This is a genomic window from Nocardioides immobilis, from assembly GCF_003515065.1.
Taxonomy (GTDB): Bacteria; Actinomycetota; Actinomycetes; order Propionibacteriales; family Nocardioidaceae; genus Nocardioides; species Nocardioides immobilis.
This window is the reverse complement of sequence record NZ_QXGH01000009.1, coordinates 91,499-115,022: the sequence shown is the minus strand read 5'-3', so window position 1 is coordinate 115,022 and position 23,524 is coordinate 91,499. Positions and strand designations below refer to the sequence as shown.

General features: G+C 69.6%; 22 protein-coding genes. 9 read left to right on the top strand and 13 right to left on the bottom strand.

The window, feature by feature from the left end; all coding sequences use genetic code 11:
- Positions 1 to 376: 376 nt before the first annotated feature.
- Entirely contained in the window at positions 377 to 523 is a 147-nt protein-coding gene (locus D0Z08_RS32530; protein WP_220453969.1) for an alpha/beta fold hydrolase, read from the top strand.
- 144 nt (positions 524 to 667) lie between these two features.
- Positions 668 to 1,282: an SDR family NAD(P)-dependent oxidoreductase gene (locus D0Z08_RS01465; protein ID WP_220453968.1), complete on the top strand. Its 615-nt coding sequence runs from the start codon at positions 668 to 670 to the stop codon at positions 1,280 to 1,282.
- A gap of 42 nt (positions 1,283 to 1,324) precedes the next feature.
- On the opposite strand, the gene D0Z08_RS01460 is transcribed toward D0Z08_RS01465, so the two are convergent.
- The 4 genes from D0Z08_RS01460 to D0Z08_RS01445 all read right to left on the bottom strand — a co-directional run bounded on the left by D0Z08_RS01460 (position 1,325) and on the right by D0Z08_RS01445 (position 6,511).
- Entirely contained in the window at positions 1,325 to 2,863 is a 1,539-nt protein-coding gene (locus tag D0Z08_RS01460; RefSeq protein WP_118921930.1) for an FAD-dependent oxidoreductase, read from the bottom strand.
- A gap of 1 nt (position 2,864) precedes the next feature.
- Entirely contained in the window at positions 2,865 to 3,791 is a 927-nt protein-coding gene (locus D0Z08_RS01455) for a 3-carboxyethylcatechol 2,3-dioxygenase (protein ID WP_220453967.1), read from the bottom strand.
- 207 nt (positions 3,792 to 3,998) lie between these two features.
- Positions 3,999 to 5,273 (bottom strand): ABC transporter substrate-binding protein, encoded by a 1,275-nt coding sequence (locus tag D0Z08_RS01450; RefSeq protein ID WP_182481089.1) that lies wholly within the window; start codon positions 5,271 to 5,273, stop codon positions 3,999 to 4,001.
- A 245-nt stretch (positions 5,274 to 5,518) separates the two neighbouring features.
- Positions 5,519 to 6,511 (bottom strand): MaoC family dehydratase, encoded by a 993-nt coding sequence (locus tag D0Z08_RS01445; protein ID WP_118921926.1) that lies wholly within the window; start codon positions 6,509 to 6,511, stop codon positions 5,519 to 5,521.
- 145 nt (positions 6,512 to 6,656) lie between these two features.
- Between D0Z08_RS01445 and D0Z08_RS01440 the strand changes: the two genes are divergently transcribed.
- Complete coding sequence (locus tag D0Z08_RS01440) at positions 6,657 to 7,808, top strand: acyl-CoA dehydrogenase family protein (protein WP_118921925.1); 1,152 nt, start codon at positions 6,657 to 6,659, stop codon at positions 7,806 to 7,808.
- 41 nt (positions 7,809 to 7,849) lie between these two features.
- Here D0Z08_RS01440 and D0Z08_RS01435 read toward each other — a convergent pair whose 3' ends face one another.
- Positions 7,850 to 8,485, bottom strand: a complete 636-nt coding sequence (locus tag D0Z08_RS01435) for a PaaI family thioesterase (protein ID WP_118921923.1) — start codon at positions 8,483 to 8,485, stop codon at positions 7,850 to 7,852.
- A gap of 49 nt (positions 8,486 to 8,534) precedes the next feature.
- On the opposite strand from D0Z08_RS01435, the gene D0Z08_RS01430 reads away from it, so the two are divergent.
- Positions 8,535 to 9,206 carry a nitroreductase gene (locus D0Z08_RS01430; RefSeq protein WP_118921921.1) on the top strand — a complete coding sequence of 224 codons (672 nt, stop codon included), beginning with the start codon at positions 8,535 to 8,537 and terminating at the stop codon, positions 9,204 to 9,206.
- 23 nt (positions 9,207 to 9,229) lie between these two features.
- Here D0Z08_RS01430 and D0Z08_RS01425 read toward each other — a convergent pair whose 3' ends face one another.
- From D0Z08_RS01425 to D0Z08_RS01415, 3 genes are read right to left on the bottom strand one after another with little or no spacing between them, the layout of a single operon-like run.
- A complete protein-coding gene (locus tag D0Z08_RS01425; protein WP_118921919.1) occupies positions 9,230 to 10,045 on the bottom strand; it encodes an enoyl-CoA hydratase-related protein in 816 nt (271 codons plus the stop codon).
- Between the two features lie 36 nt (positions 10,046 to 10,081).
- Positions 10,082 to 10,387 (bottom strand): hypothetical protein, encoded by a 306-nt coding sequence (locus D0Z08_RS01420; RefSeq protein WP_118921917.1) that lies wholly within the window; start codon positions 10,385 to 10,387, stop codon positions 10,082 to 10,084.
- Between the two features lie 20 nt (positions 10,388 to 10,407).
- Positions 10,408 to 11,910: a class I adenylate-forming enzyme family protein gene (locus D0Z08_RS01415; protein WP_118921915.1), complete on the bottom strand. Its 1,503-nt coding sequence runs from the start codon at positions 11,908 to 11,910 to the stop codon at positions 10,408 to 10,410.
- Between the two features lie 259 nt (positions 11,911 to 12,169).
- On the opposite strand from D0Z08_RS01415, the gene D0Z08_RS01410 reads away from it, so the two are divergent.
- From D0Z08_RS01410 to D0Z08_RS01400, 3 genes are all read left to right on the top strand, one after another.
- On the top strand, positions 12,170 to 13,036 hold the full coding sequence (locus D0Z08_RS01410) for an HpcH/HpaI aldolase/citrate lyase family protein (RefSeq protein WP_118921913.1): 867 nt from the start codon (positions 12,170 to 12,172) through the stop codon (positions 13,034 to 13,036).
- A 67-nt stretch (positions 13,037 to 13,103) separates the two neighbouring features.
- Complete coding sequence (locus D0Z08_RS01405; RefSeq protein ID WP_118921911.1) at positions 13,104 to 15,269, top strand: acyl-CoA dehydrogenase family protein; 2,166 nt, start codon at positions 13,104 to 13,106, stop codon at positions 15,267 to 15,269.
- Between the two features lie 5 nt (positions 15,270 to 15,274).
- Complete coding sequence (locus D0Z08_RS01400) at positions 15,275 to 16,459, top strand: CaiB/BaiF CoA transferase family protein (protein ID WP_118921909.1); 1,185 nt, start codon at positions 15,275 to 15,277, stop codon at positions 16,457 to 16,459.
- 84 nt (positions 16,460 to 16,543) lie between these two features.
- On the opposite strand, the gene D0Z08_RS01395 is transcribed toward D0Z08_RS01400, so the two are convergent.
- From D0Z08_RS01395 to D0Z08_RS01375, 5 genes are all read right to left on the bottom strand, one after another.
- Positions 16,544 to 17,314, bottom strand: a complete 771-nt coding sequence (locus tag D0Z08_RS01395; protein ID WP_118921907.1) for an SDR family NAD(P)-dependent oxidoreductase — start codon at positions 17,312 to 17,314, stop codon at positions 16,544 to 16,546.
- 147 nt (positions 17,315 to 17,461) lie between these two features.
- Complete coding sequence (locus tag D0Z08_RS01390; RefSeq protein WP_118921905.1) at positions 17,462 to 18,790, bottom strand: TetR/AcrR family transcriptional regulator; 1,329 nt, start codon at positions 18,788 to 18,790, stop codon at positions 17,462 to 17,464.
- A 60-nt stretch (positions 18,791 to 18,850) separates the two neighbouring features.
- Complete coding sequence (locus D0Z08_RS01385) at positions 18,851 to 19,285, bottom strand: MaoC/PaaZ C-terminal domain-containing protein (RefSeq protein WP_245993491.1); 435 nt, start codon at positions 19,283 to 19,285, stop codon at positions 18,851 to 18,853.
- On the bottom strand, positions 19,282 to 19,731 hold the full coding sequence (locus D0Z08_RS01380) for an FAS1-like dehydratase domain-containing protein (protein WP_118921903.1): 450 nt from the start codon (positions 19,729 to 19,731) through the stop codon (positions 19,282 to 19,284). Before D0Z08_RS01380 ends, D0Z08_RS01385 begins: the two co-directional genes overlap by 4 nt.
- Complete coding sequence (locus D0Z08_RS01375) at positions 19,731 to 20,861, bottom strand: phosphotransferase family protein (protein ID WP_245993489.1); 1,131 nt, start codon at positions 20,859 to 20,861, stop codon at positions 19,731 to 19,733. The genes D0Z08_RS01380 and D0Z08_RS01375 overlap by 1 nt, the downstream gene beginning before the upstream one ends.
- A gap of 60 nt (positions 20,862 to 20,921) precedes the next feature.
- Between D0Z08_RS01375 and D0Z08_RS01370 the strand changes: the two genes are divergently transcribed.
- Complete coding sequence (locus tag D0Z08_RS01370; RefSeq protein ID WP_245993486.1) at positions 20,922 to 22,004, top strand: TIGR03857 family LLM class F420-dependent oxidoreductase; 1,083 nt, start codon at positions 20,922 to 20,924, stop codon at positions 22,002 to 22,004.
- Positions 22,005 to 22,088: 84 nt separating this feature from the next.
- Positions 22,089 to 23,519: an aldehyde dehydrogenase gene (locus tag D0Z08_RS01365; RefSeq protein WP_118921901.1), complete on the top strand. Its 1,431-nt coding sequence runs from the start codon at positions 22,089 to 22,091 to the stop codon at positions 23,517 to 23,519.
- Positions 23,520 to 23,524 lie beyond the last annotated feature (5 nt).

The window sequence follows — 23,524 nt, the reverse complement described above, 5'->3', positions numbered from 1 at the left end:
GCGCTGAGGAGGAGTTCAGCTCCCTCACGGAGGCCGCGCTCGAGATCGGACTCGACCCGAGCGCGGCTCCGTCGGTGACCCGACTCTTTGTCGAATCTGACGGCAGTCGGCTCAGCGCGTTGGGGTGGGGCGAGGGCGAGCCGGAGCTGGTGCTGGTGCACGGCGGCGGGCAGAACGCCCACGCCTGGGATCTCGTCCTGCTCCTCCTCGATCATCCAGCCCTAGCAGTGGACCTGCTCGGTCATGGCCACTCCACCTGGCGCTGGCGCTGCGACCGATCAGGGCCCCGACCAGTCGTTTCCGGTGCAGGAGCTGTGGGAGGACGTCGCGAGGGTGACGTCGCCGCTCCTGCTCGTGGTCGGGAGACTCGGTCTTCGTGTCACCCAAGGATCGCGAGGAGTTCCAACGGCTGGCGCCGTCGGCCCGGGTCGTGTCCGTCGCAGGTGCCGGCCACGCGATCCAGAGCGACCAGCCGCGGGCCCTGGCGCGGCTCCTCGACGAGTTCCTATCAGCAGACAACTGACTCGCAGCCCTGCTGCGACGCGAAAGGACGGTACGCGATGACGCGTTCGCTTGACGGCAAGGTGGCGCTGATCAGTGGGACCGGCGGCGGCATCGGCCGCGCCGGTGCGTTGCGGTTCGCCGCCGCCGGCGCGCTGGTGGTGGGGTGCGATGTCTATGCCGAGACAGTGCGCAGACACAGGCCCTGGTCGCTGAGGCGGGAGGCACCATGCTCGATGTCTCACCCGTCGACCTGGGGGACTTCGGCGAGTGCCAGCGTTGGGTCGATCGCGCGGCCAACGAGTTCGGCCGGATCGACATCTTGTGGAACAACGCCTCCGCCGGCGTCTTCTCCACGATCGAGGCGATGTCGCCGACCGACTGGGACCGCTCGATTCGCAACGAGCTGACCCTGGTCACCAAGGCCGCCTGGTCCCAGCGCGGCGTCAACGGCGGGCTGATCATCAACACCGCCTCCGTCGCCGGCCACGGCGGCAGCGTCGCCGGGATCGCCCACTCAGCGACCAAGTGGGGCGTCCGGGGGATGACCCACGTCATGGCCGCCGAGGGCGCTCCGCTCGGCATCCGGGCGATCAGTGTCAGCCCGGGAGTGATCGAGACGCCGGGGTCGTCGAAGCAGTTGTCGATGCCCGGGGTGACCGAAGCGCTGATGGAGCGCTCGCTGATTCCGCGGTTGGGCCAGCCGGACGACATCGCGAGGTTCGTGGCGTTCCTGGCCTCCGACGGCGCGTCTTCGCTACGGGTGCCGACTTCCGGGTAGACGGCGGCCTGGTCAAGCACGGCTGAGGCGGGCCGTGCGGTGCTAGCTGCCGGCCAGCGCCGCACGCTGCTCGGCCACGTCGACGAGCTTGATCCGGGGACGACCGGCGGCACGACCCAGTGACTTCTCGAGTCCGTCGATGAGGGTCCAGGCGTCGAGTCCGACCCCGATGGTCGGCACACCGCCGGTCGGCTCGGCCAGCAGGCCGGCGTCGAAGTCGGCGAGCAGGGCGCCGACGGTCTCCTTCGCGCACCACTTGTTGGCGCCGATGCCGCCCGATGGACCACGCTTGATCCACCCGGCGACGTACACGCCCGGAGTGACCCGGCCGTCCTCGTTGGGAACCTGGCCCAGCGACTCGTCGAAGGGCAACCCCGGCAGGGGACGACCGCGGTAGCCGATCGCACTGAGCACGAGGCCCGACTCCAGCTCCTCGCCGTCGTCGAAGCGGACGGCGCGCACGCCGGTCTCGCCGAGCAGCTCGGCCGGGCGCAGTCCGAAGCGGAACTCCAGCCGCCTGTCGGCATCGCCGCCGCTGAGACCCCGCAGGAGCTTGATCTTGTGAGCGACGATCGGGTCGTCGCTCGTGACCTCAAGGTCCTCGGGACGTGCGGACAGGCCCAGGCCGGGCACCTGCGTGAGCCCGATGAGCTCACCCGCGGTGAAGGCCGCATGCTCGGGACCGCGACGGCCGACGAGCACCACCTCGCGAATCTTGCTCTCCGCGAGGGCGTCGAGAGCGTGCGGCGCGATGTCGCTCTTCTTCAACGCGTCGGGAGTGGCGAGGAGGATCCTCGCGACGTCGAGGGAGACGTTGCCGTTGCCGATGACGACAGCACGCTCGGAGGTCAGATCGAAGTCGATCCCCGCCTGGTCCGGGTGGCCGTTGTACCAGGCGACGAAGGCGACGGCGGAGTGCGAGCCCGGGAGTTCCTCACCGGGGATGCCGAGCTTGCGGCCCTCGGAGGAGCCGGTCGCGACCACCACCGCGTGGTGACTGGCCGTGAGCTCCTCGAGTGTCACGTCGACGCCGACCTCGACGCCGAGCTTCACGCTCACACCGGGGCGCTTGAGCGTCTTGTCGATCACCGCGCCGGCACCCTTGGTTTCCTGGTGGTCCGGCGCGACGCCGTACCGCACCAGGCCGCCGGGGGTGAGCAGCTTGTCGACGATGGTGACCTCCGCCGCGAGCCCGCGGATGCCGAGCAGCGACTCGACGACGTACCCGCCCGTGGGGCCGGTGCCGATCACGGCGACCTTCAACGGACCGGGGCGGGTGGCGGTGAGGACCGGCTCGCGCGGAGGCGCGGAATACGACGACCGATCCGGCGCGGCGAACCAGGCGCTGTTGAGGGCGAGGAACGGCTCGTCGATCGGGTCCATGTCGTAGTCGGCCGTGATCGCGCTGACGGGGCACACGTCGACGCACGAGCCACAGTCGATGCAGCTGGCATCATCGATGTAGAGCATCTCGGCGGTGCCGAAGTCCGGCTCGCCGGGCGCCGGGTGGATGCAGTTGACCGGGCACACTGGCACGCAGGCAGCGTCGTTGCAGCAACTTCCGGTGATGACGTGGGTCATGTCAGAGCCTGTTCGATCTGGGGTCAGAGATGGTGGGGGGAGGCCACGCGCTGCGGAGCGCGTCGGCGGAGGTCGTCACGACCCCCATGCCGGTGATCCATTCGGGGACGGGCTCGTAGGCCACGGTCTCCATCGGCGTGGCGCCCGCGGCGACTGCTGCGATCCACGTGCGGACCTCGTGAGCGCCGACTCCGGCCGGGACGATGTCGTCGTTGGTGAAGGTCGCGAGGCTCTCGGGGTCGTGAGCGATCCGCTTGAGAAACTGCTGGTCCCAGTCGGGGTTGATCTTGTCCTTCGCTGCGGCGCGGCCGGCCTCGTTGACCTTGATCCGCTCCTCGTCGGAGAGCCCGGCGGCCGCCGCCTCGAGGCTCGGCGGCGAGTGGGAGAGGCCGCCGGAGCCGACGTACAGAACGCGCTTGCCCAAACGCGCCAGCTCCTCACCGACGCGTCGGCCGAGGGCGTACAAGCGCCCGGGACCGCCCAGCGGGGGAGTGGCGCAATTGAGGTAGATCGGGATCACTGGGACGGTCGGCAGGTCGCCGATCAGGTGGGAGTAGGTCTGTCCGAATCCGTGGTCGAGGGCGACCTTGCGCACCACCGTCACATCGAAGTCCTGCTCGAGCAGCGACGCCGCCAGGGGCTCGGCGATGTCGGCCGGCACGTCGTAGCTGCCGGTGGGGGAGCCAAGGTCGCCCAGGCCGTCGGCGGCGACCATTACGGCGATCGCCGGCACGCTGTCGACGAAGGCACGGCGGTGATCGCTGCCGAAGAAGACCACCAGGTCGGGCGCGAAGTCGGCGACCCGACGACGGGCCTCGTCGATGCCGGCGCGGAACGTCGCGCCGTCCTCCTCGCCGGTGTCACGAAGCATCCCGGGACTGTGCGAGGCGCAGACGACCATCGTGGCGCCACCGGGGCTTTCGGACATCTAGAACACTCCTTCTGACATTCGTGCAACTTGGGGTTCGGCCTCATTGGCCAGCGTGCAGGCTCCCAATCTAACCGGGCGGCGACCCTCTCCGCTAGATGATCTGACAGCGGAGTCACTTTTAGTAAGGGCGGAGGGCGGAAGTGACAAACCTGTCGGCCGCCGCCCGGATGGGGCGACGACCGACAGGCATGACCGGGGCCAGGATCAGCTGGTGGGCAGCGTGTAGAGCTCCGGGTCGGAGGGGATCAGCTCGTAGTTCTCCAACTGTCCGTCGGCGGTCGCCTCGGCGATGATGCCGTTGGAGCTGCACACGTTCGGGGAGGCCGCCATCTGCTTCCCGTCACACTGGAACTGGGCTCCCGCGCCGAGCGGGTAGGTCGTCGGCGGAGCTGCCTTCAGGGCTGAGACGACGCCGGCGGCGCTCGTGTCGGTGATCTTCGCCGCGTTGAGCGCGTTGATCAGACCGAGCATCGGGGAGTAGCCCGAGGCGGTGATGACTGTCTCCTCGGCGCCGTCCCCATACTCGTCGAGGATCGCGCTGAACAGCTTGGTTTCTTCGCTTTCCGGGTCGAGGTTCGTGGTCGTCACGACGCGGACGCCTTCGTAGCCACCAGGGATCGACTTCGCGCCGGCGGCGGAGAGGCACTGTGCGATCACGGTGATCTTCGCGTCCGGGTCGACCGCCTTGATCGCCTGGATCGCCGGGGTGCAGAAGCTCTCGTTGCCGAACACGTGATAGAGACCGGGCTCGCCCGCGCTCGCCGCCGTGATCTGCGGGGTCATGTCGGCCGTGCCCGGCGGGACGGCGATGACCTCGAGGTCGACGCCGGCGTTTCCGTACAGCGCGGAACCGACCGCGCGGGCCGGTCCCTCGGCGCCGGGCACGGCGATGACGACCAACGCCGCCTTTTCGACGCCCTGGATCTCGGCGTCGGCAGCCGGGACACCGAAGTAAGAGAGACCGTTGAAGAGCGAGAAGTAGTGCGGCGACGACAAGGCGGCCTCGGTGCTGCCGCTCGCCGCGGTGATCGGGATGCCGGCCGGCGACAGCACGGCGACGGTCTGGTCGACCTCGGCGAGAGTGCCTTCGACCACCGCCGAAGCGTTCGCGCTCACCATCTGGTTCGCGCAGTCCGTGGCCATGGCCGGGTCCTGGCGGACCTCGCAGACCTTGACCTCGATCTTGTGGCCGTTGATGCCGCCGAGGTAGTCGTTGGCGTACGCGGCAGCTGCCTCGGCGCCGCGGTACTCGTCGCTCTGGTCGACGGCCTGGCCCTTCCCCTCGCTGATGACGCCGATGGTGATGGGCTCACCGGTCGCCTTGTTGGGGGTGCCGAACAGCGCCGACTTCTCCGCTTCCGATAGCCCGGTGTTGACCCCGTCGTCCTCGCTCGACCCACAAGCGGTCACGGTCAGGGCCAGGACGGCTGGGATGACGACGGCCAGAGCCCGACGGCGGCCGGTTGTGGCAACGAGCATGGTTTCTCCTAGGGGGATTCGATCCGACTCAAACTGAACACATACGTCAGATAAGGGACGGTGCGATCTTGGCATGACACACGTCACACCGCAAGGGGTCTGGCCAGGGTTGCCGAATTTTCCTGAGCAGAGCGCAGTCGTGCCCGGCGGGAGGGGGTGGCGACTGGGTTTGCGGCGGTGTCGTCATGGGCGCAAGAAGTTGACGCGACTGTCAGGAAGGGTGATTCGAAGCGCGCGAGATTGGATCAGGCGAACAGCGCGGTGAAGCGCCAGTCGAGCACGGGTCGCGGCTCGCCGGAGAGCGTGTGCGCCGTGACGACCGAGCGAAGGGGCACGGCGTGGCCTTCGGCGAGGGCCGTGCATCCGAGCACCTCGATCTCGCTGGTCAGGGTGTCCCCTTCGTGCACGGGCCCCGTGTGATCACAGGACTCCCACCCGAGCACGGTGACGAGATCTGGCAGGGCTCGCGTCAACTGAGCCAGGGCGAGGCCGATCGTGTGGCCGCCGTACACGAGCCGCGATCCGGCGCCGCGCTCGTCATGGTGGACGGCGGCGATGTTGAGGGAGAGACGGGCGAGCTCGGGCGCCGAGGAGACGACGTCGCCGGAGGTCGCGAAGGTCCGGCCCACGAGAGAGGCTCCGTCGTGGCGTTCCGGCACGCACGCCTGAAACTCGGCGAGGTCCCAACCCGCGGGGGCGGCCCAGGCGGTGCCCTGGTCCACGCCGATCGTCGTGAGGTCCTGGTCGGGCGCGTGCCGGCCCGGCGCCGGGCTCTGTCCGAGCGGCAGCATGGCGCAGCGGTAGAAGTCGAGCACGGTCGCGCCGTGCTGGTCGGTCGTGGTCATCCGCAGGACGGCGAGGCCGGTGGCGGCCCGCCCCGGCTTCGCCGAGTTCTGCCGGAGTCCCACAGCCTCCGTGTGGGTCCGCAGCGTGTCGCCGAGGTGGGGGAAGCGGTGGAAACGCAGGCCGCGGTAGAAGAGGTTGGCCTTCACGTGGTGGGTGGCCAGGGTCGACTGGCCGATCGCGACGTCCCAGACCAGGCTCGGGCTCGCGAGCGGAGTCGGGGCGCCGGTGACCGCTCGCGACAGCTCGTGGTCGAGGGAGAGTCGCAGTCGATCGCCGAGGATCGACCGGTGGGTTGCGGCGAGGCCGTCGGTCAGGGTCAGGGCGGGCGCGCTCTCGAAGGTCATGCCGACCGCGAGTTCGTCGAAAAACGGTCCGCCCACAGGGGTCGGCATTAGATGACCTCTCCATCCGCGGCCCGACCATTGTGTAGGGGCCGTCTCGTCAAGCGTGACGGGAATGTCACAATCACTGCAGATGCCGTCCATGATTACGCGTGAACGACTTGACCACAAGTGTCAGAACGGTCACGATCGAACAATGACCAACCTGGACCCGGAAGAGACCTATCTGGTGCAGACGGTGCGTGACTTCGTCAACCGTGAGGTCAAGCCGTCCGTGCGCGACGTCGAGCACGCGAACGAGTATCCCGAGAAGTGGATCGACCAGATGAAGCAGATCGGGATCTACGGACTGGCGGTCGCTGAGGAGTACGGCGGCAGTCCGGTGTCGATGCCCTGCTACGTCCAGGTGACCGAGGAGCTGGCCCGGGGCTGGATGAGTCTCGCGGGGGCGATGGGCGGACACACCGTCGTCGCGAAACTACTCGGCCTCTTCGGCACCGAGGAGCAGAAGCAGCGCTACCTGCCTCAGATGGCGACCGGCGAACTGCGGGCCACGATGGCGCTCACGGAGCCCGGCGGCGGCTCGGACCTCCAGGCGATGGCGACAACGGCTCGCCATGACGGCGACGACCTGGTCATCAGCGGCTCGAAGACCTGGATCAGCAACGCGCGTCGGTCCGGGCTGATCGCGCTCCTGTGCAAGACCGATCCCCAGGCATCCCCGCGTCACGCCGGCATCTCGATCGTCCTGGTCGAGCACGGCCCGGGGCTGACCGTCTCGCGCGATCTCCCGAAGCTCGGCTACAAGGGCGTCGAGTCGTGTGAGATCTCGTTCGACAACTACCGGATCCCGGCGTCCGCGGTCCTCGGCGGCGTGGAGGGCCAGGGCTTCGGCCAGATGATGAAGGGCCTGGAGACGGGTCGGATCCAGGTCGCCTCGCGCGCTCTGGGCGTCGCGACGGCTGCGCTGGAGGACTCGCTGGCTTATGCCCAGCAGCGGCAGACATTCGGCAAGCCGATCTACCAGCACCAGTCGATCGGCAACTACCTCGCCGACATGGCGACCAAGCTGACCGCGGCCCGACAGCTCACCCGCTACGCCGCCGAGCGCTCGGACGCGGGGGAGCGGTGCGACATGGAGGCCGGGATGGCGAAGCTGTACGCCTCTGAGGTCGCGATGGAGATCGCCCTCAATGCCGTCCGCATCCACGGTGGCTACGGCTATTCTACGGAGTACGACGTGGAGCGCTACTTCCGCGATGCGCCGCTGATGATCGTCGGCGAGGGCACCAACGAGATCCAGCGCAACGTGATCGCCAACCAGCTCGTCGCCCGCGGCGGCATTTGAGCTGGAGGCGCGTCGGCTCTCGCGAGGAGCGGGCCTCGGCCTCACCGAGCCGCGGCGTATCCCGTCGGCAGGATGAAGATGCCCGATGCCTCGACGGTGATCCCGCGCTCGTCGGAGATGCTGCCATCGGCGTACACCTTGCGCCCCTCGACCCGGTCGATCCGCGCGTCCGCGCGCAGCGGCCGGTTGAGCGGTGTGGGGCGGCGGTAGCGCAGGGTGAGCGTGCCGGTCATGCCCCAGTGGCCGGAGGCATGCACCGCCTCGCCGAGCACGTGGTCGAGGATCAACGCCGAGACACCGCCGTGGACCAGGCTGGGCGGGCCTTCGTAGCCGGCGCCGAGCCGGAACCGCGCCCACACCCTGCCGTCGGGCTCGTGCTCGAGGATCAGCGGTGGTGCGATCGGGTTCCTGACACCGATGACCGGACTCGCCCAGCTCCGCTGCACCCCCGTGACGGAGGGCTGGGCGCCGTAGGAGCCATCGATCTGACGAGCACGCAGCAGGCTGGCGACCTGCGTGAGCGCGGCCGTCGCTCCGGCGATGTCCTCGCTGTCGACCTCAGTCCGGATGGCTGCATCGATCAGGGACCTGATGCTCTGCGTCAGGGGGCCGTAGAGCGCCTCCTGGGCGGCGATCTCGCTCGGGTCGACTCTGATGTCATCAAGGTAGCCCGTCATGGCCACAGCATATCTGACACAGTGTTCATAACTATGGGATGGAGCTCGCATGACGTCTGACTATCTGGCCCTGACGCGGCTGTCGCAGGGGCGACACAGCTGCCGTGCCTTCCTCGACCGCGAGGTGCCGCGCGCCGACATTGAGCAGATGCTCGCCCTCGCCCAACGCACGGCGTCGTGGTGCAACACCCAGCCCTGGGAGGTGGTGATCACCAGTGGCGCGACGACCCGGGAGCTGGCGGAGCGACTCACGCGGGCGGTCATCGAGGGCGAGCGGCGCTCCGACCTGCCAGGTCCGGCAGCCTATGTCGGTGTCTACCAGGAGCGGCGCCGTGAGTCCGGTCATCTCCTCTACGCCAGCGTCGGCGTGGCGCGCGATGACCGGGAGGCGCGGCTCCTCCAGGCCCTGGAGAACTTCCGCTTCTTCGGGGCGCCCCACACGGCCATCATCACCACGGACGCCCAGTTGGGGACGTACGGCGCGATCGACTGCGGCGCCTACGTGGGCACGCTGATGTTGGCCGCCGAGAGCCTCGGCATCGCCACGGTCGCCCAAGCCGCGATCGCGTCCGTGTCCGATGCTGTGCGCGAGCACCTGGCGTTGGCCAACGACCGGCAGGTGGTCTGTACTGTCTCGTTCGGCTATGCCGACGCGAACCACCCGGCGAACGGCTTCCGCACGCCACGTGCCGCGCTCGACGCGGTGGTCCGGTGGGCCTGAGTCCGGGGCCTTGAGAGCCGGGCTCAGCGCCCCTGCCACACCGGCTGACGCTTCTCGGCGAAGGCGCGGGGGCCCTCCTTGGCGTCCTCTGAGCGGGCGATCGCCGGCAGCAGCCGGCTGGTGGACTCCCAGCCTGCACGCTCGTCCGGGCGATCGCCCTCGGGCGTCTGCCCCAGCGCGATCTGCTTGTGGGCCTGCACCGCGAGCGGGGCGTTGCCGGCGATCGTTGCGGCCAGTTCGAGCGCGGTCGAGAGCACCTGCTCGGCGGGCACCACCCGGTTGACCAGATGGAGGGCCAACGCCTCGTGGGCGGTGATCGCCTCACCGGTCAGGAGCAGCTCCATGGCGACCGTTTGCGGGAGCTTGGCAATCAGCCGGAAGGCACCACCGGCGCCCGCGACGAGCCCCCGCTTGACCTCGGGCAGGCCGAACGTGGCGGTGTCGGCCGCCACCGCCAGGTCGCTGGCCAACACGAGCTCGGTGCCACCTCCGAGGGCGGGACCGTTGACGGCGGCGATCGTCGGTTTGCTGATCGCATGGCCGACGTAGCCGGCCAGGCCCCAGGCCTCGCGACCTGCCGGGATGATCCGTTCGCCACGGCTGAGGGCCTTCAGGTCGGCGCCGGCGCAGAACGCCTTGTCGCCGGCCCCCGTGAGCACGACGACCCGGACGGCGGGTTCCTGCTCGGCCTGGGTGAGGGCGTCTCCGACAAGGAGACACATCTCCTCGTTGACCGCGTTGCGTGCCTCGGGCCGGTTGAGGGTGATGACCATGATGCCGTCCCGCACCTGGGTCAGTGCCGCGGGCGCGGTCGTGGTCTCGGGCTGGACGGTCGTCATCGGGGAGCCTCCGGGAGGATCGAAGTGGGGGAGAGGTCAGTCGCTCGACGGGAGCGGCTTGGCGCTCTTGATCGCCAGCGGCACTCCGTCCAAAGCGAGCGAGCCCGCGCCCCCCTTGGTGGCCAGCACCTCGGTGGTGTCGGCCGCGTCGACGTACCGCTTGCCGATGGCGGTGCCCCCGGCGGCATCGGGCGCGAGCGACAGCCCTGCGCCCGGCGTGCCGGCGAGCTCGATCATCGGGGCACCTCCGCAGGTGAGCGCGCCGCCGGTGGTGCCGGCGCGCACCACGATGATCTGGGTCTCGCACACCTGGCTCTGCAGGCGGGCACCGTTCTTCAACATCGGACGTTCCTCCATAACGGTCATGACTGTGCGCTCGCGACGAGGTTCGCCACGATCTCCTTCCTCAGAATCTTGCCGGTGGCCGTGCTGGGCAGCTCGCTCACGTAGATCACGCGATCGGGGGTGCGGGATCCGCGCAGGCTGGCCCGCACGTACTGGCGCAGCTCCTCGGGATCGGGGTCCGCGCCCACTTCGAGCACGACCGCGGCGACGATCGCCTGGCCCCAGTGGTCATCGGGGATGCCCACGACCGCGACCGACTGCACACTCGGGTGGTGGACGAGGACGTCCTCGATCTCGGCGGGGGCGATGTTCTCGCCACCTCGGATGATGGTGTCGTCGTTGCGGCCGACGACGAACAGGAAGCCATCGGCGTCCTGGTAGGCGAGGTCGCGTGTCGGGAACCATCCGTCCGGGTCGAGGACCGAGCCCAGGCCCATGTATTCGCCGGACACCTGCGGCCCGCGGACCCACAGCTCGCCCTGCTCGCCGAGCGGAGCGGGGTCGCCGTCGGCGGTGCGGATGACGGCCTCAACACCCGGGACGGGTCGACCGATGGAACCGAGCCTCATCCGGACGGCCGGGTCGTCGCTGGACAGAGCCTCGCGGTGGTCCTCGGGGCCGAGGAGAGCGATCGTCGAGCTGGTCTCGGTCAGGCCGTAGGCGTTGACGAAGCCGACGTCGTCGAAGGCCACGAGGGCCGCCTCCAGCGTCGGTCGGGGCATCCGCGCCCCGCCGTACGACAGGGATCGCAGGCTCGGAATCTCGGCCGGTGCTCCCTGCAGCGACTGCACGATGCGCTCGAGCATGGTGGGCACGACCATGGCCGATGTGGCCTTCTCATCGCGCGCCAGGGCGAGCCACTCGCCGGCGTCGAAGTGGGGGAGGTAGACCATCCGGCGGCCGGCGTAGAGGTTGGTGAGGATCGTGCCCATGCCCGCGACGTGGTAGGGCGGCACGCTGATGAGCGCAGCGTCGGTGCTCTCCGCCGACCCGAAGTCGACGGTGCCCATGACATAGCTGAGCAGGTGGCTGTGGCGCAGCACGACACCCTTGGGGGCCGAGGTCGTGCCGCTGGTGAAGAGGATGACGGCGGGGGCATCCGGGTCGATGTCGACCGAGGGAAGCAGGTCGGTGCGGGTGCGAGCAGCCTTCAGCAGGACGTGGGCCGACAGGATCGGCGCGGACACGTCGGTGAAGGACGCCGTGACGTCGGGGTCGACCACGACGACGGCGCCGTCGACGCGGTTGATCAGGTCGCTGAGCTGGCGATCGCCCAGCCGGTAGTTGACCGGGGTGAAGGGCAGGCCGGCCTGGGCGGAGGCGAAGAGCAGGACGGGCAGCTCGAGCCCGGAGTGCCCCAGGAAGACCACGTGCTTGGCGCCGGAGTCCTGGAGCTCACTGCCGACAGCGGCCACCAGATGACCGAGCTCATCGAAGGTGACGGTCGTGCCGTCGACCGTGAAGGCACCGCGCTCACCGTGCGCCGACGTCGCCATGTCGAGGATCAAAGAGATGGTCATGGTGTCTGCCGCTCCCGCTGGTGCACGTCATCGGACCTTTCCGCCTGCTCACACCACCGCGGCGGGAGCTCCTGCGTCAGCGACGACTGTAATCGCAGATCTGACGCAGTGTCTATCTATGTCTTGCCGGAATCACGCGCAAATGGCACCCTTTGCCATGTCAGCATCTGACATCGAAGGCCATATGCGATGTAATCGGCGTCACAACCGTATCCCTTCCTGAGGAGTGAACTGTGCGAACGGCGATCGAGGCGGCCTCGTGAGTGCGATCAGCTATCTCTACGTGCCCGGCAACAACCCCGAGCGGTTCGTCCAGGCCGAGGGCCTCGGTGCCGGCGCGGTCATCTTCGACCTCGAGGACGCGGTGGCTCCGGCCGACAAGGAGGCCGCCCGTGCGCAGGTCGCGGCTCACCTCGCGCTCCCGCGTCCTGCGGGCGTCGAGGCGTGGGTGCGACTCAACAACGACGAACGACTCGGTCGCGACATCCAGGCGGTCGTCGGACCCGGTCTGCGGGGCGTGATCCCCGCCAAGGCGTCGAGTCGCGCGGAGCTGGCTCGCCTCGATGCTCTGCTGAGCGAGGCCGAGGTGGCGCAGGGCCTGACCCGCGGGCGGATCGCGGTCGGGCCGCTGATCGAGTCGGGCCTCGGGGTGGCCAACGTCGTGGAGATCGCTCGCGCCCCCCGGGTGACCACACTCCACCTGGGTGAGGTCGATCTGGCCGCGGATCTCGGATTGGAGCCCGGTGCCGACGAGATCGAGCTGCTCTTCGCCCGGAGCCAGGCCGTGGTCGCGTGCAGCGCGGCCGGGATCGGCAGCCCGGTGGCCCCGGTCTCGACGAACTTCCGTGACCTCGCCGGCTTCTCGGCGTCCACCCGGGCGCTGCGCCGCCTCGGCTTCGTCGGACGCGCCTGCATCCACCCCGCTCAGGTCCCGGTCGTGCACGAGGTGTTCACGCCCAGCACGCTCCAGGCCGGCGAAGCCGAGGACATCCTGCGGCGGCTCGACGCGGCGGGCGCCGGAGTCGCCGTCGACGCCGACGGCCGGATGATCGATGAGGCGGTCGCCCGTCAGGCGCGCCGCACCCTGGCTCAACGCGCGCCCGCTCCCGCCGCCTCGACCACCTGACGCCACACGACTCCAGTACACACCGGTGGCCGGTCCCCTCGGTCGCCTCTGACGAAAGGCAAGCGCCATGGCTTTGGCGATCACTGAGGACCACGAGGCGCTGGCCCAGGTCGCGGACTCCTACCTGCAGCGCGCGGGCGCCCGCGCGGCCGCTCGGGCGACGCTCGACCAGGCGTCGAGCTCGCGAACCGCCTCCTGGCCGGACTACTGGTCCACCCTGGCCGAGATGGGTTGGCTCGGACTCCACCTCGATGAGGCGTACGGCGGGTCCGGCTACGGCCTCGCCGAGCTGGCCATCGTCCTCGAGAGCCTCGGTCACGAGCTCGCACCCGGACCGTTCCTCCCGACCGTCGTCTGCTCGGCTCTCGTCGGCAGCTCGGCCGACGACAGCATCCGCAACGAGCTGTTGCCCGGCCTGGCTGATGGCACCCAGATCGGTGCCGTGGGTCTCGCGATTGGGCTGTCGCTGGACAGCGACGGACGCCTGACGGGGGAGAGCCGTGCCGTGCTCGGTGCTCCCCAGGCCGATCTGCTGGCCCTCGTGGTTGGCGACGACGTCGTCCTCCTGGACGCGGCGACGGTCGGCGTCGCCGTACGCCCCGAAGAGGGGCTCGACAGCACCCGGGGGATCGGCACCGTCGTCGCCGACTCGGTGGTCGTGCCGCCCGGCCGGATCGTGTACGGCGGCGCGCGACATGCGCTCACGCTGTTCCGCATCCTCGCGTCGGCCGAGTCGGTCGGCAGCATCTTCGCGTGCGTCGAGGCCGCACGTGACTACGCCCTGGTGCGCGAGCAGTTCGGGCGCCCGATCGGCACGTTCCAGGCGGTCAAGCATCACCTCGCCAACATGCTGGTCGACGCGCAGCAGACCGTCGCTGCAGCTTGGGACGCTGCCCGTTCGACCGATCTTGATGGCGCGTGGTTCGCCGCCGCGGTGGCGGCATCGCACACTGCTCGTGCGCAGGTGCAGACCGCGCGCTTGAACATCCAGCTCCATGGCGGCATCGGCTTCACCTGGGAGCACGACGCCCACCTCTATCTGCGCCGCGCCGAGACCGTCGCGGCCCTGCTGCGTGACGGGCGTGACCCGCTGGTCGACGTCGTCGAGGCCTATCGCGCCGGCAACGCCCACGGTGCGTCCTTCGAGCTCCCCGCCGAGGCGGAGACCTTCCGGGCGGAGGCCCGGGATGCGGTCGCCCGGACGCTCAGCCTGCCCGAGTCAGAGCGGCGCGGGTTCCTGGTCGACAGCGGCTACCTCGTGCCGCACTGGCGCGCGCCGTGGGGCCGCGGCGCCGGCGTGGTCGAGCAGCTCGTCATCGAGGAGGAGTTCGCGGGCGTCGATGTGCCCGACACGGGGATCTCCGGCTGGATCAGCCTCACGATCTCCCAGGAAGGCACCGAGGACCAGCAGTCGCGGTGGATCGACGACGTCCTGCGCGGGCGCACCGACTGGTGTCAGCTCTTCAGCGAGCCCGACGCGGGCTCCGACGCCGCCGCGGTCCGGACGACCGGCAAGCGGGTCGACGGCGGCTGGGTGGTCAGCGGGCAGAAGGTCTGGACGAGCACCGCTGCCGACTGTCAGTGGGGTCTGGCCACGGTCCGAACGGATCCCGGCGCTTCGAAGCACGCGGGCGTGACGATGATGGCGATCGACATGAGCGATCCCGGAGTCGAGATCAGGCCGCTGCGCGAACTCACCGGAGACGCCCTCTTCAACGAGGTCTTCTTCGACGACGTCTTCGTCCCCGACGCCGACGTGATCGGCGGCGAGGGAGAGGGCTGGAAGGTCGCCCGGGCGACGCTCGGCAACGAGCGCGTCTCCATCGGAGGCGGGAGCGGCTCGATCTCCTTCGGGGCCGACCAGCTGCTGGAGTTGCTCGACAAGACGCCCGGCCTGCCGGCGTATGCCGAGCATGAGGTGGGCGCGATGCTGGTCGAGGCGCACACGCTGCGGCTGCTCAACCTCCGCCAGGCGTCGCGTGCCCTGGCCGGCGGTCGGCCCGGTCCGGAGGCGAACGTCACCAAGCTGATGAAGGCCGAGCACTCCCAGCGCATCACCAGCCTCGGCGTGGTGCTGGCCGGAACCGCGGCGGTGACCGGGCACCGGCCCGAGGTCACGACGCCCTACTTGTTCGCCCGGTGTCTGACGATCGCCGGCGGCACCTCGGAGATCATGCGTAACACGATCGCCGAGCGGCTCCTCGGGCTGCCCCGCGACCCCCTGGTGCGGTGAGTGCGATGTCTGATCGTCCACTCGAGGGCATCACCGTCGTCAGCCTCGAACAGGCCGTGGCGGCGCCGTACGCCACCCGTCAGCTCGCCGATCTCGGCGCGCGGGTCATCAAGATCGAACGGCCCGAGATCGGCGACTTCGCGCGCGGCTACGACGACACGGTGCACGGGGAGTCCAGCTACTTCGTCTGGCTCAACCGGTCGAAGGAGTCCCTGACGCTCGACCTGAAGGCACTGGAGGGACAGCGGATCCTGCGGGAGCTGCTGGCCGAGGCTGATGTCCTGGTGCAGAACCTCGGTCCCGGCGCCACCGTGCGGATGGGACTCGGCGCCGACGACCTCGCCGAGACCCACCCGCGGCTGATCGTCTGCGACATCTCCGGCTATGGCGCCGACGGTCCGTGGCGCAGCCGGAAGGCCTACGACCTGCTCGTCCAGGCCGAGGCCGGTTTGCTGTCGGTGACGGGCTCCGAGGCCGAGGTCGCGAAGGCCGGCATCTCGGTGGCGGACATCGCCGCCGGGAGCTTCGCCTACTCCGGCATCCTCGCGGCGCTCTACACGCGGGCCACGACCGGCCGTGCCCGGGCCGTGACGGTCTCCTTGTTCGAGGCCCTGGCCGAGTGGATGGGCTCGCCGGCTTACTACACGCAGTACGGCGGCAGCAGCCCGCGACGGACCGGTGCCCGGCACGCCACGATCGCGCCGTACGGCCCGTTCGTCGCCAGGGACGGGGAGGCGGTCCTGCTCGCCGTCCAGAACCAGCGCGAGTGGGCCCGGCTGTGTGAGGAGGTGCTCGGGTTGCCTGACCTGGTCACCGATCCGCGCTTCGCCCGCAACCCCGATCGGGTGGCTCACCGAGACGAACTGGAGGCGATCATCGCGGCGGCTGCTCGCGAGCTCACCTCGACGGATCTGGAAGCGCGTCTAGAGAGCGCCGGCATCGCGAACGCTCGGATGAACACCATGGACCAGCTCTGGGCCCACCCGGTGCTGGCCGAGCGCAAGCGTTGGCGCGACGTGGCGACGCCCGGTGGCGTGGTCGAGGCACTCGTGCCGCCGGCGTCGCTCGATGGCGTGGAGCCGCGGATGGATCCGGTGCCGGCGGTGGGCGAGCACAGCGACACCATCCTGGCCACCCTCGGGTGCACTCCCGCTGAGATCGCCGACCTGCGCGACGCAGCGGTCATCTGACACCCGCCTCCGCCTGACAACGAAGGGGTGCCCGGCCGACCGGCCGGGCACCCCTTCGTTGTTACAGAGCGGGGTGAGGGTGGATCACTTGGGCTGGAAGCGCAACGCGCCGTCGATGCGAATGACCTCGCCGTTGAGATAGTCGTTCTCCGCGATGTGAGCCACCAGGGAGGCGTACTCCGACGGGCTGCCCATCCGGTTGGGGAACGGCACGGCCGATCCCCAGAACTTCTCCGCCTCCTCGCGCTCCATCTTGAAGGCCGGGGTGAAGAAGGTGCCCGGAGCGATGGCCATCACCCGGATGCCGAGCTTGGACAGGTCGCGCGCCGCCGGCACCGTTAGGCCGACGACACCACCCTTCGCGGCGGCGTACGCCGTCTGGCCGATCTGTCCTTCGAACGCGGCAATGCTCGCGGTGTTGATGACGACGCCGCGGCTGCCGCCGGCGTCGAGCTCGTTCTTGGCCATCGCGGCGGCACCCAGGCGCAGGACGTTGAAGGTTCCGTTGAGGAACAGGTTGATGTACCACTGGAACTGCTCGAAGGGAGCGGGTTCGCCATCACGGCCCACGACCCGGGAGGCGCCGGCTCCGCCGCCGTGGGCGTTGACCACGACGCGCAGGGGAGCGAGCTCTGCTGCTGCCGCGAGGGCGTCGTTGACGCTGTTCTCATCGAGCACGTCGGTGCGCACGTAGGTGACGTTGCCGCCCAGCTCGGCGGCGAGGGCCTTGCCACCGTCGTCGTTGAGATCGGCGATGACCACGGCCGCGCCCACGCTCGCAAGCTTGCGGACCGTGGCCTCACCCAGGCCACCTGCGCCTCCCGTGACGACTGCCGCTGCCTGGCTGATGTCCATGTCCCATTTCCTCTCGAGGCTCGCACGTCGGTCGGGAAACTCCCCGACCACCACGTAAACATGACATAATTGTCAGATTGAATCAAGGGGTTGGGCCAAGGCGCGCCGTACGGGCTCAGTCCTCGGCGAAGAACCTGCGCGCGAGTGTCAGATCGCGTGACTGAAGAAACCGCGCCTGATGCAGGTCGCCATCAGGTCGATGATCTGGTCGTCGCTGGCGTCCGGAGCCATCTCCCGAAGAGCCTCGGGCAGTCGGGTGATGAGGCCGCGAAGGATCAGGGCACCGGATACCGGATCGAAGGGGTAGGTCCGCCTGGTCGTCGTCAGGGCTGCTTCGAGGGCGAGATCCATGGACGCCTGGGCATGGGCGCCGATGGCCCTGATCAGCTCGTCGTCGGTGGTGTGCTCGGTCCACACGTCGATCGACCCGCTGTACTTCGCCATGTAGGCCATGAAGTCGGCCAGCCAGCCGCGCAGCGTTGCGTCGTCATCGGCGGCGAGATCGAGCTCGCGCATGCGGGCCGCCAGGTCCTCGGCCTTTGTCGCCGCCTCCACCGTCACCGCGAGCAGCAGGTCCTGCTTCTCACTGAAGTACTTGTAGAAGGTGCCTCGGGCGAAGCCGGCGTCGACGACGATGTCGTCGACGCTCGTCCGGAAGTAGCCCTTGGACGCGAACTGCGCGGCCCCCGCATCGACGAGGTTGCGCACCGTCGCAGCGGCGCGCTTGCTCAGCCCCTCGCCGCGCTCCTCCACGGACAGGCCGGTGGTGGCGGGGGGCGCAGGCAGTTCAATCGGGGACGACCCGACCGTGGGATGGGCCAGGCTGTTGAGCACGGTGTCCGGCGTCTGTGGGAACACCAACAGCTGCAGGAACAGGGACAGGTTGGAGACCAGCACCTCGGGATCGACGTCGTAGATCCGGCCGGTGTGCTGGAAGAGGTTGACCCGGTGCACCAGGGCGCTGACAACGGTCGCGGCCGTGACCGGATCGATGGCCTCGACATCTGCTTCCTTGAGCCGCGCGGCCAGACGCTTGTTGTATTCGGTGATGAAGCGGAGGACCTCGGGACGGACCTCGGTGTCGACGGAGGCCACCACGGCCCACTGCACGAACATCGTGCGGTACTTCTCGAAGACCCAGCTCCACTCGCCGAGCCACCAGTGCAGGTTGTCGAGCCCCACGTCGGTCGGGCCCAGCTGCCCGATCCGGCGGGCCACGCGGATCAGGGCGGCGCCGCACTCGTTGAGCAGCTCGACGAAGATCTCGTCCTTGCCCGGGAAGTATTGGTACAGCGTCGCGCGAGAGACGTCGGCGCCCTTGGCGATTGCATCGACCGACGTGTTGAAGAAGCCCTGGTCGGCGAAGAGACGCAGCGAGACGTCCACTATCTTGCGTCGCGTGTCCGCGCCCCGCCGCCCCACTTCGGGGCTCGACGGGCCGTAACTGGACCGGCGCATGATCGTGTTATCTGACATAGGTGATCAGCATAGGCTCAACGTCCACTGATCGGACGTCGATACGCCGTGTGCGGCGCGTCATGTCGCGTCCGGCGCTGCGATCAGGAAGTCGGCGGACCCGCTGATGGCGACCGCCCCGGTCTGCCGCGAACAGGTCAGCGACACGGTGACGAGACGGCCTCCGTCCGCCTGCTCGGTGACGGTGTCGATCTGTCCGGTGCAGGTGAGGACGTCGTCGGGCCAGACCTGTTCCCGGAAGCGCACCTGGAAGCGGCGGACGCTCTCGGCACCGAGCCAGTCGGTCGCGAAGGTCGCAAGGAGGGCCGACTGGTGCATCCCCTGGGAGAAGACGGACGGGTTGCCGGCGGCGCGCGCCATCGTGTCGTCGTAGTGCATGGGGTTGAGATCGCCGGAGGCGCCGGAGTAGCGCACGAACATCTGTCGCGTCAGCGGCCCGAACTCGCGGGGCGCTGCCATGATGCCGGGCTCGATGACGATCGTCTGCTCAGTCACGAGGCGTCTCCCTTGAGGGCGGTCTGGATGAAGGTGCCGCGGGCTTCGGCCACCAGGTCGCCGGCGGGGGAGCGGAACTCGGTAACGACGATGGCGAAATGCATCTCGCCGCCGCGCTTGCCCGGCTTGGCGTAGCGCTCGACCAGCCGTTCCTGCGCGATCAGCGTGTCGCCGGCGCGGGGGAGAGGGCCGTGGAAGATGTACTCCTGCTCGCCGTGGAGGAGTCGCCGACGGTCGAACCCGACCACGACTCTGCTTCCAGGAGGGGCCCACGTGGTCGCGGTCGTGAGGAAGGTGGGCGGGACGATCGCGTCCCTGCCCTGGTACGCCGCGTTGTCGGACTGCATCGCGGCGGCGAACTCGCGGATCTTGCCGCGCTCGACGAGCACCTCGAAAGGGGTGCCCAGCGCGCCGATCGGGGAGGCCTCGGGGGTGGCTGTCGTCATCAGGTCGTTCTCCTTCGGGTGGTGTGGTCTGCGAGGTACTCCTCGACGAGGGCCAGGGCGGTGCGGGGATAGCTGCGAGCGGTAGCCTCGTCGAGGCCGTCACGGGTCAGCAGGATGGCGAGTCGGTTGGTGATCAGCGCGAGGACCACCGCGGCGAGGAGCCGGTAGTAGGCGACGTCGCCGGTCGGCTTGCCGCCGAGCTCCTCGTAGCGACGCAGGATCGCCTCGTCATCGGGAGTGCCGGGCTGTCGCGTGAAGCCGAGGGCCTCGCACAGGTAGCGCTCGAACATCAGCCACCACCCCAGGTCGATGCCGGGCGGCCCGGTGGTGGCGCCCTCCCAGTCGAAGAGGGCGGCGACCGAGAGGTCGTCTGCGAAGCAGATGTTGCCGACGCGCGCGTCGCCCCACACAACGCCTTCGGTGGCCGTGTCCGGTCGCGTGTCGACGATGACGTCGAGGGCCCGTCGGATCAGGTCGGCCCCGACCCGCAGATCGTCGGCGCACCACGTGTGCCACGCGAGGAGGTCGTCGAGATAGCGCTCGAGAGCGGACTTCCCGTCCGGGACCGGGCCTCGCAGGAAGGCGAGGTCATCGGCGTCGCCGATCGCGTGAACGGCGACCAGCGACTGCAGCGCGTTATCGTACATCCGCGCCCGTTGGGCCTGTGTCAGTTCCGTCGTCCAGCCCCGCTTGTGCCAGCTGGGGACGTCGGAGGGGACCCGGCCCTCGACCCGCTTCATCAGGTAGAAGGGCGCGCCCAGCACGGCCGGGTCGGCCTCGGTCAGCACGATCTCGGGAGTCGGCACACCGGGGTGGCCGCCGAGTCGACGCATCACCTCGGCCTGGCGGATCGCGTCGGGAGCGACGAAGACCTGGTGGACCTGGCTCTGCATCCGCAGCACGAGTTCGTGCCGGGTCGGGCGCCCTCCGAGGGTCCAGGCCGCGGTGAAGAAGGCGGTGGTGCCGGAGTATCCGGCGTCGGGTGCCGTGAACGCGGAGAGCGAGAAGTCCTCGTGGCCTACCGGCGCCAGCCGTGCGGGCAGCCAGGCGAGCAACCGGCCGCGCAGGTCGGTCTCGCGCGCCGTGCGATCCACTGGCCCGGCCATCTCGTCTCCCTTGCTGTGCTCCATGTCGGCTCCGAACGCGCTCGACCTTTGTGCTTAGTTGACCACTACTGTCAGAATAATGCCATGACTGATGTTCAGGACACCGCGACGATGGCGGCCATTCGGGGCGTCGGCGACGCCATGACGGGGGTGCCGCTGGGTGCCTACGCCCTGCCGGGGCGGGTCCCCGATCCGAAGATCGGCATCGGGCAGGCCATCGAGGCCGAACGCCTCGGACTCGAGACCCTGTGGCTGAGCGAGCGATGGGGGACCAAGGACTTCGGCGTGCTCGCCGGCGCCTTCAGCCAGGCCACCGATCGGATCCGGATCGCTGCTGGCGTCACCCATCTGCAATCCCGGCATCCGGCGATGCTGGCCTCGATGGCGATGACCGTCCAGGCGCTGTCGGGCGGCCGGTTGATCCTCGGCGTGGGGCGCTCCGTCGACGCGATGTGGGCTGCGGTCGGCCTGCCGGCATCGACCAACAGGTCGATCGTCGACTCCCTCGACATCTTCCGGCGGCTGTGTCGCGGCGAGAAGGTGAAGTACGACGGACCTGCCGGGACCTTCCCCTCGCTCCGCCTCACGGACGTGCCCGATCAGCTGGTCCCTCCGGTGGTGTTCGCCGCGATCGGGCCGAAGGGCCTCGCGCTCGCGGGGCGCCACTTCGACGGCGTACTCCTGCATCCGTTCCTCACGCCCGAGGCGGTGCGGCGGTCGGTGGGCACCGTCCGTGCCGCTGCCGAGGAGGCCGGACGCGACCCTGCGGCGGTGCGGATCTACGCCACGGTGGTGACGGCCTCGGGACTCGCGCCCGACGAGGAGGCCGCGGTGGTCGGCGCCCGGGCGGTCACCTACTACCAGATCCCAGGCTTCGGCGAGCAGCTCGCGACTGTCAACGGCTGGGATCCGGGCGACCTCGATCGGCTGCGTGCGCATCCGACGCTGGCCGGCATCAAGGGCGCGGCCGACTCCGTGCGTACGCGGGCCGAGCTGACGCAGGCGGCCCAGGCGATTCCGGTCGCATGGATCGGCGACGCGGCGGCTCTCGGCTCGGCCGAGGAGTGCGTCGTCACCTTCGAGCGCTATCGAGCAGCGGGCGCGGACGAGCTGGTGCTCCACGGGAGCACGCCGGACCAGCTCGGCTGGCTCGGGCGCGATCGCTGACGCTCTTGCGCGAAAGTGACGTGACTGCCAGAATCGGACGCGATGGGCGCGGCGTCACATGCAGCGCGATCGGGAGAGGAATCCATGCACGACTATCTGGGTGTCTACGTCGACGGACGCTGGATCCCAAGCGTCGGGGACCGGCTCGACGTGGTCTCGCCGGCGACTCTCGAGACGATCGGCCGCGTCACCGCGGCCACCACCGATGACGTCGACGCGGCCGTCAAGGCGGCCCGCGCCGCACTCGCGGACCTGACCTGGTCGAGCGCCACCGCGGTCGAGCGGGGCGCGGTGATCGGCCGCCTCGCCGACGCCATTGAGAAGCGCGCCACCGCTTTCGGCGACCTGATCTCGGCCGAGATGGGGTCGCCGCGCAAGTGGGCCAGCTTCGGCCAGGTCGGCACCGCACTCGGCGTGCTGCGCACCTACGAGAAGCTCGCCGGTGACTACGTATTCGAGGACACGCGCCGCTCGGCGATGGGTGGCGACGTGGTCGTCCGGCAGCTTCCGGTCGGCGTGGTCGGCGCGATCCTGCCGTGGAACGCACCGCTCTTCACCGCGATGCTCAAGCTCGCCCCCGCGCTGGCCGCCGGGTGCACGTTGGTGCTCAAGCCGTCCCCAGAGGCGCCGCTGGCGATCTCGATGCTCACCGAGTTCTTCGACGAGATCGGGCTTCCGCCGGGCGTCATCAACATCGTGTCCGGCGACATCGCCACCGGTGAGGCACTCGTGGCCCACCCCGGCGTCGACAAGATCAGCTTCACCGGCTCCACCGCGGCCGGCAAGCGCATCGCTGCCGTCTGCGCCGCCGACGTACGGCGCGTGTCGCTCGAGCTGGGCGGCAAGTCGGCCGCCATCGTGCTCGACGACGTCGACCTCGACCGGGCCACCGTCTCCGGACTGGTCGCCGGGGTGATGTCGAACAACGGCCAGGTGTGCGTCGCGCAGACCAGGATCCTCGCGCCCCGCGCACGGTACGACGAGGTGGTCGACGCCATCGCCGAGGCGGCGGACCGGCTCGTGGTCGGCGACCCGGCCGACCCCGCGACGCAGGTCGGCCCGGTCATCTCCGAGGCCGCCCGTGACCGGATCCGAGATCATGTCCGCGACGCCGCCGAGGCGGGAGCCCGGATCGCCACGCAGGTCCGCGATGAGCCCGGCCCGGGTTGGTATCTCCGGCCGACGGTGCTCGCCGACGTCGACAACGACATGGCCATCGCCCGACAGGAGCTGTTCGGCCCGGTCGCGGCCGTCATCGCCTACGACACAGTCGAGGAGGCCCTCGCCCTGGCCAACGATTCCGACTACGGCCTCGCGGCCGCGGTCTGGTCGGCCGATCGTGACCGTGCCTACGACGTCGCCGCCCGACTTCGGGTCGGCTCGGTCGCAGTGAACTCCTCGGCGCCGCTCGACTTCGGCAGCCCTTTCGGCGGCTTCAAGCAGTCTGGCACCGGCCGCGAGGGTGGCCCGGAGGCGATCGCCGCCTTCCTGGAGCCCCAGACCATCATCCGCTGAGAGGA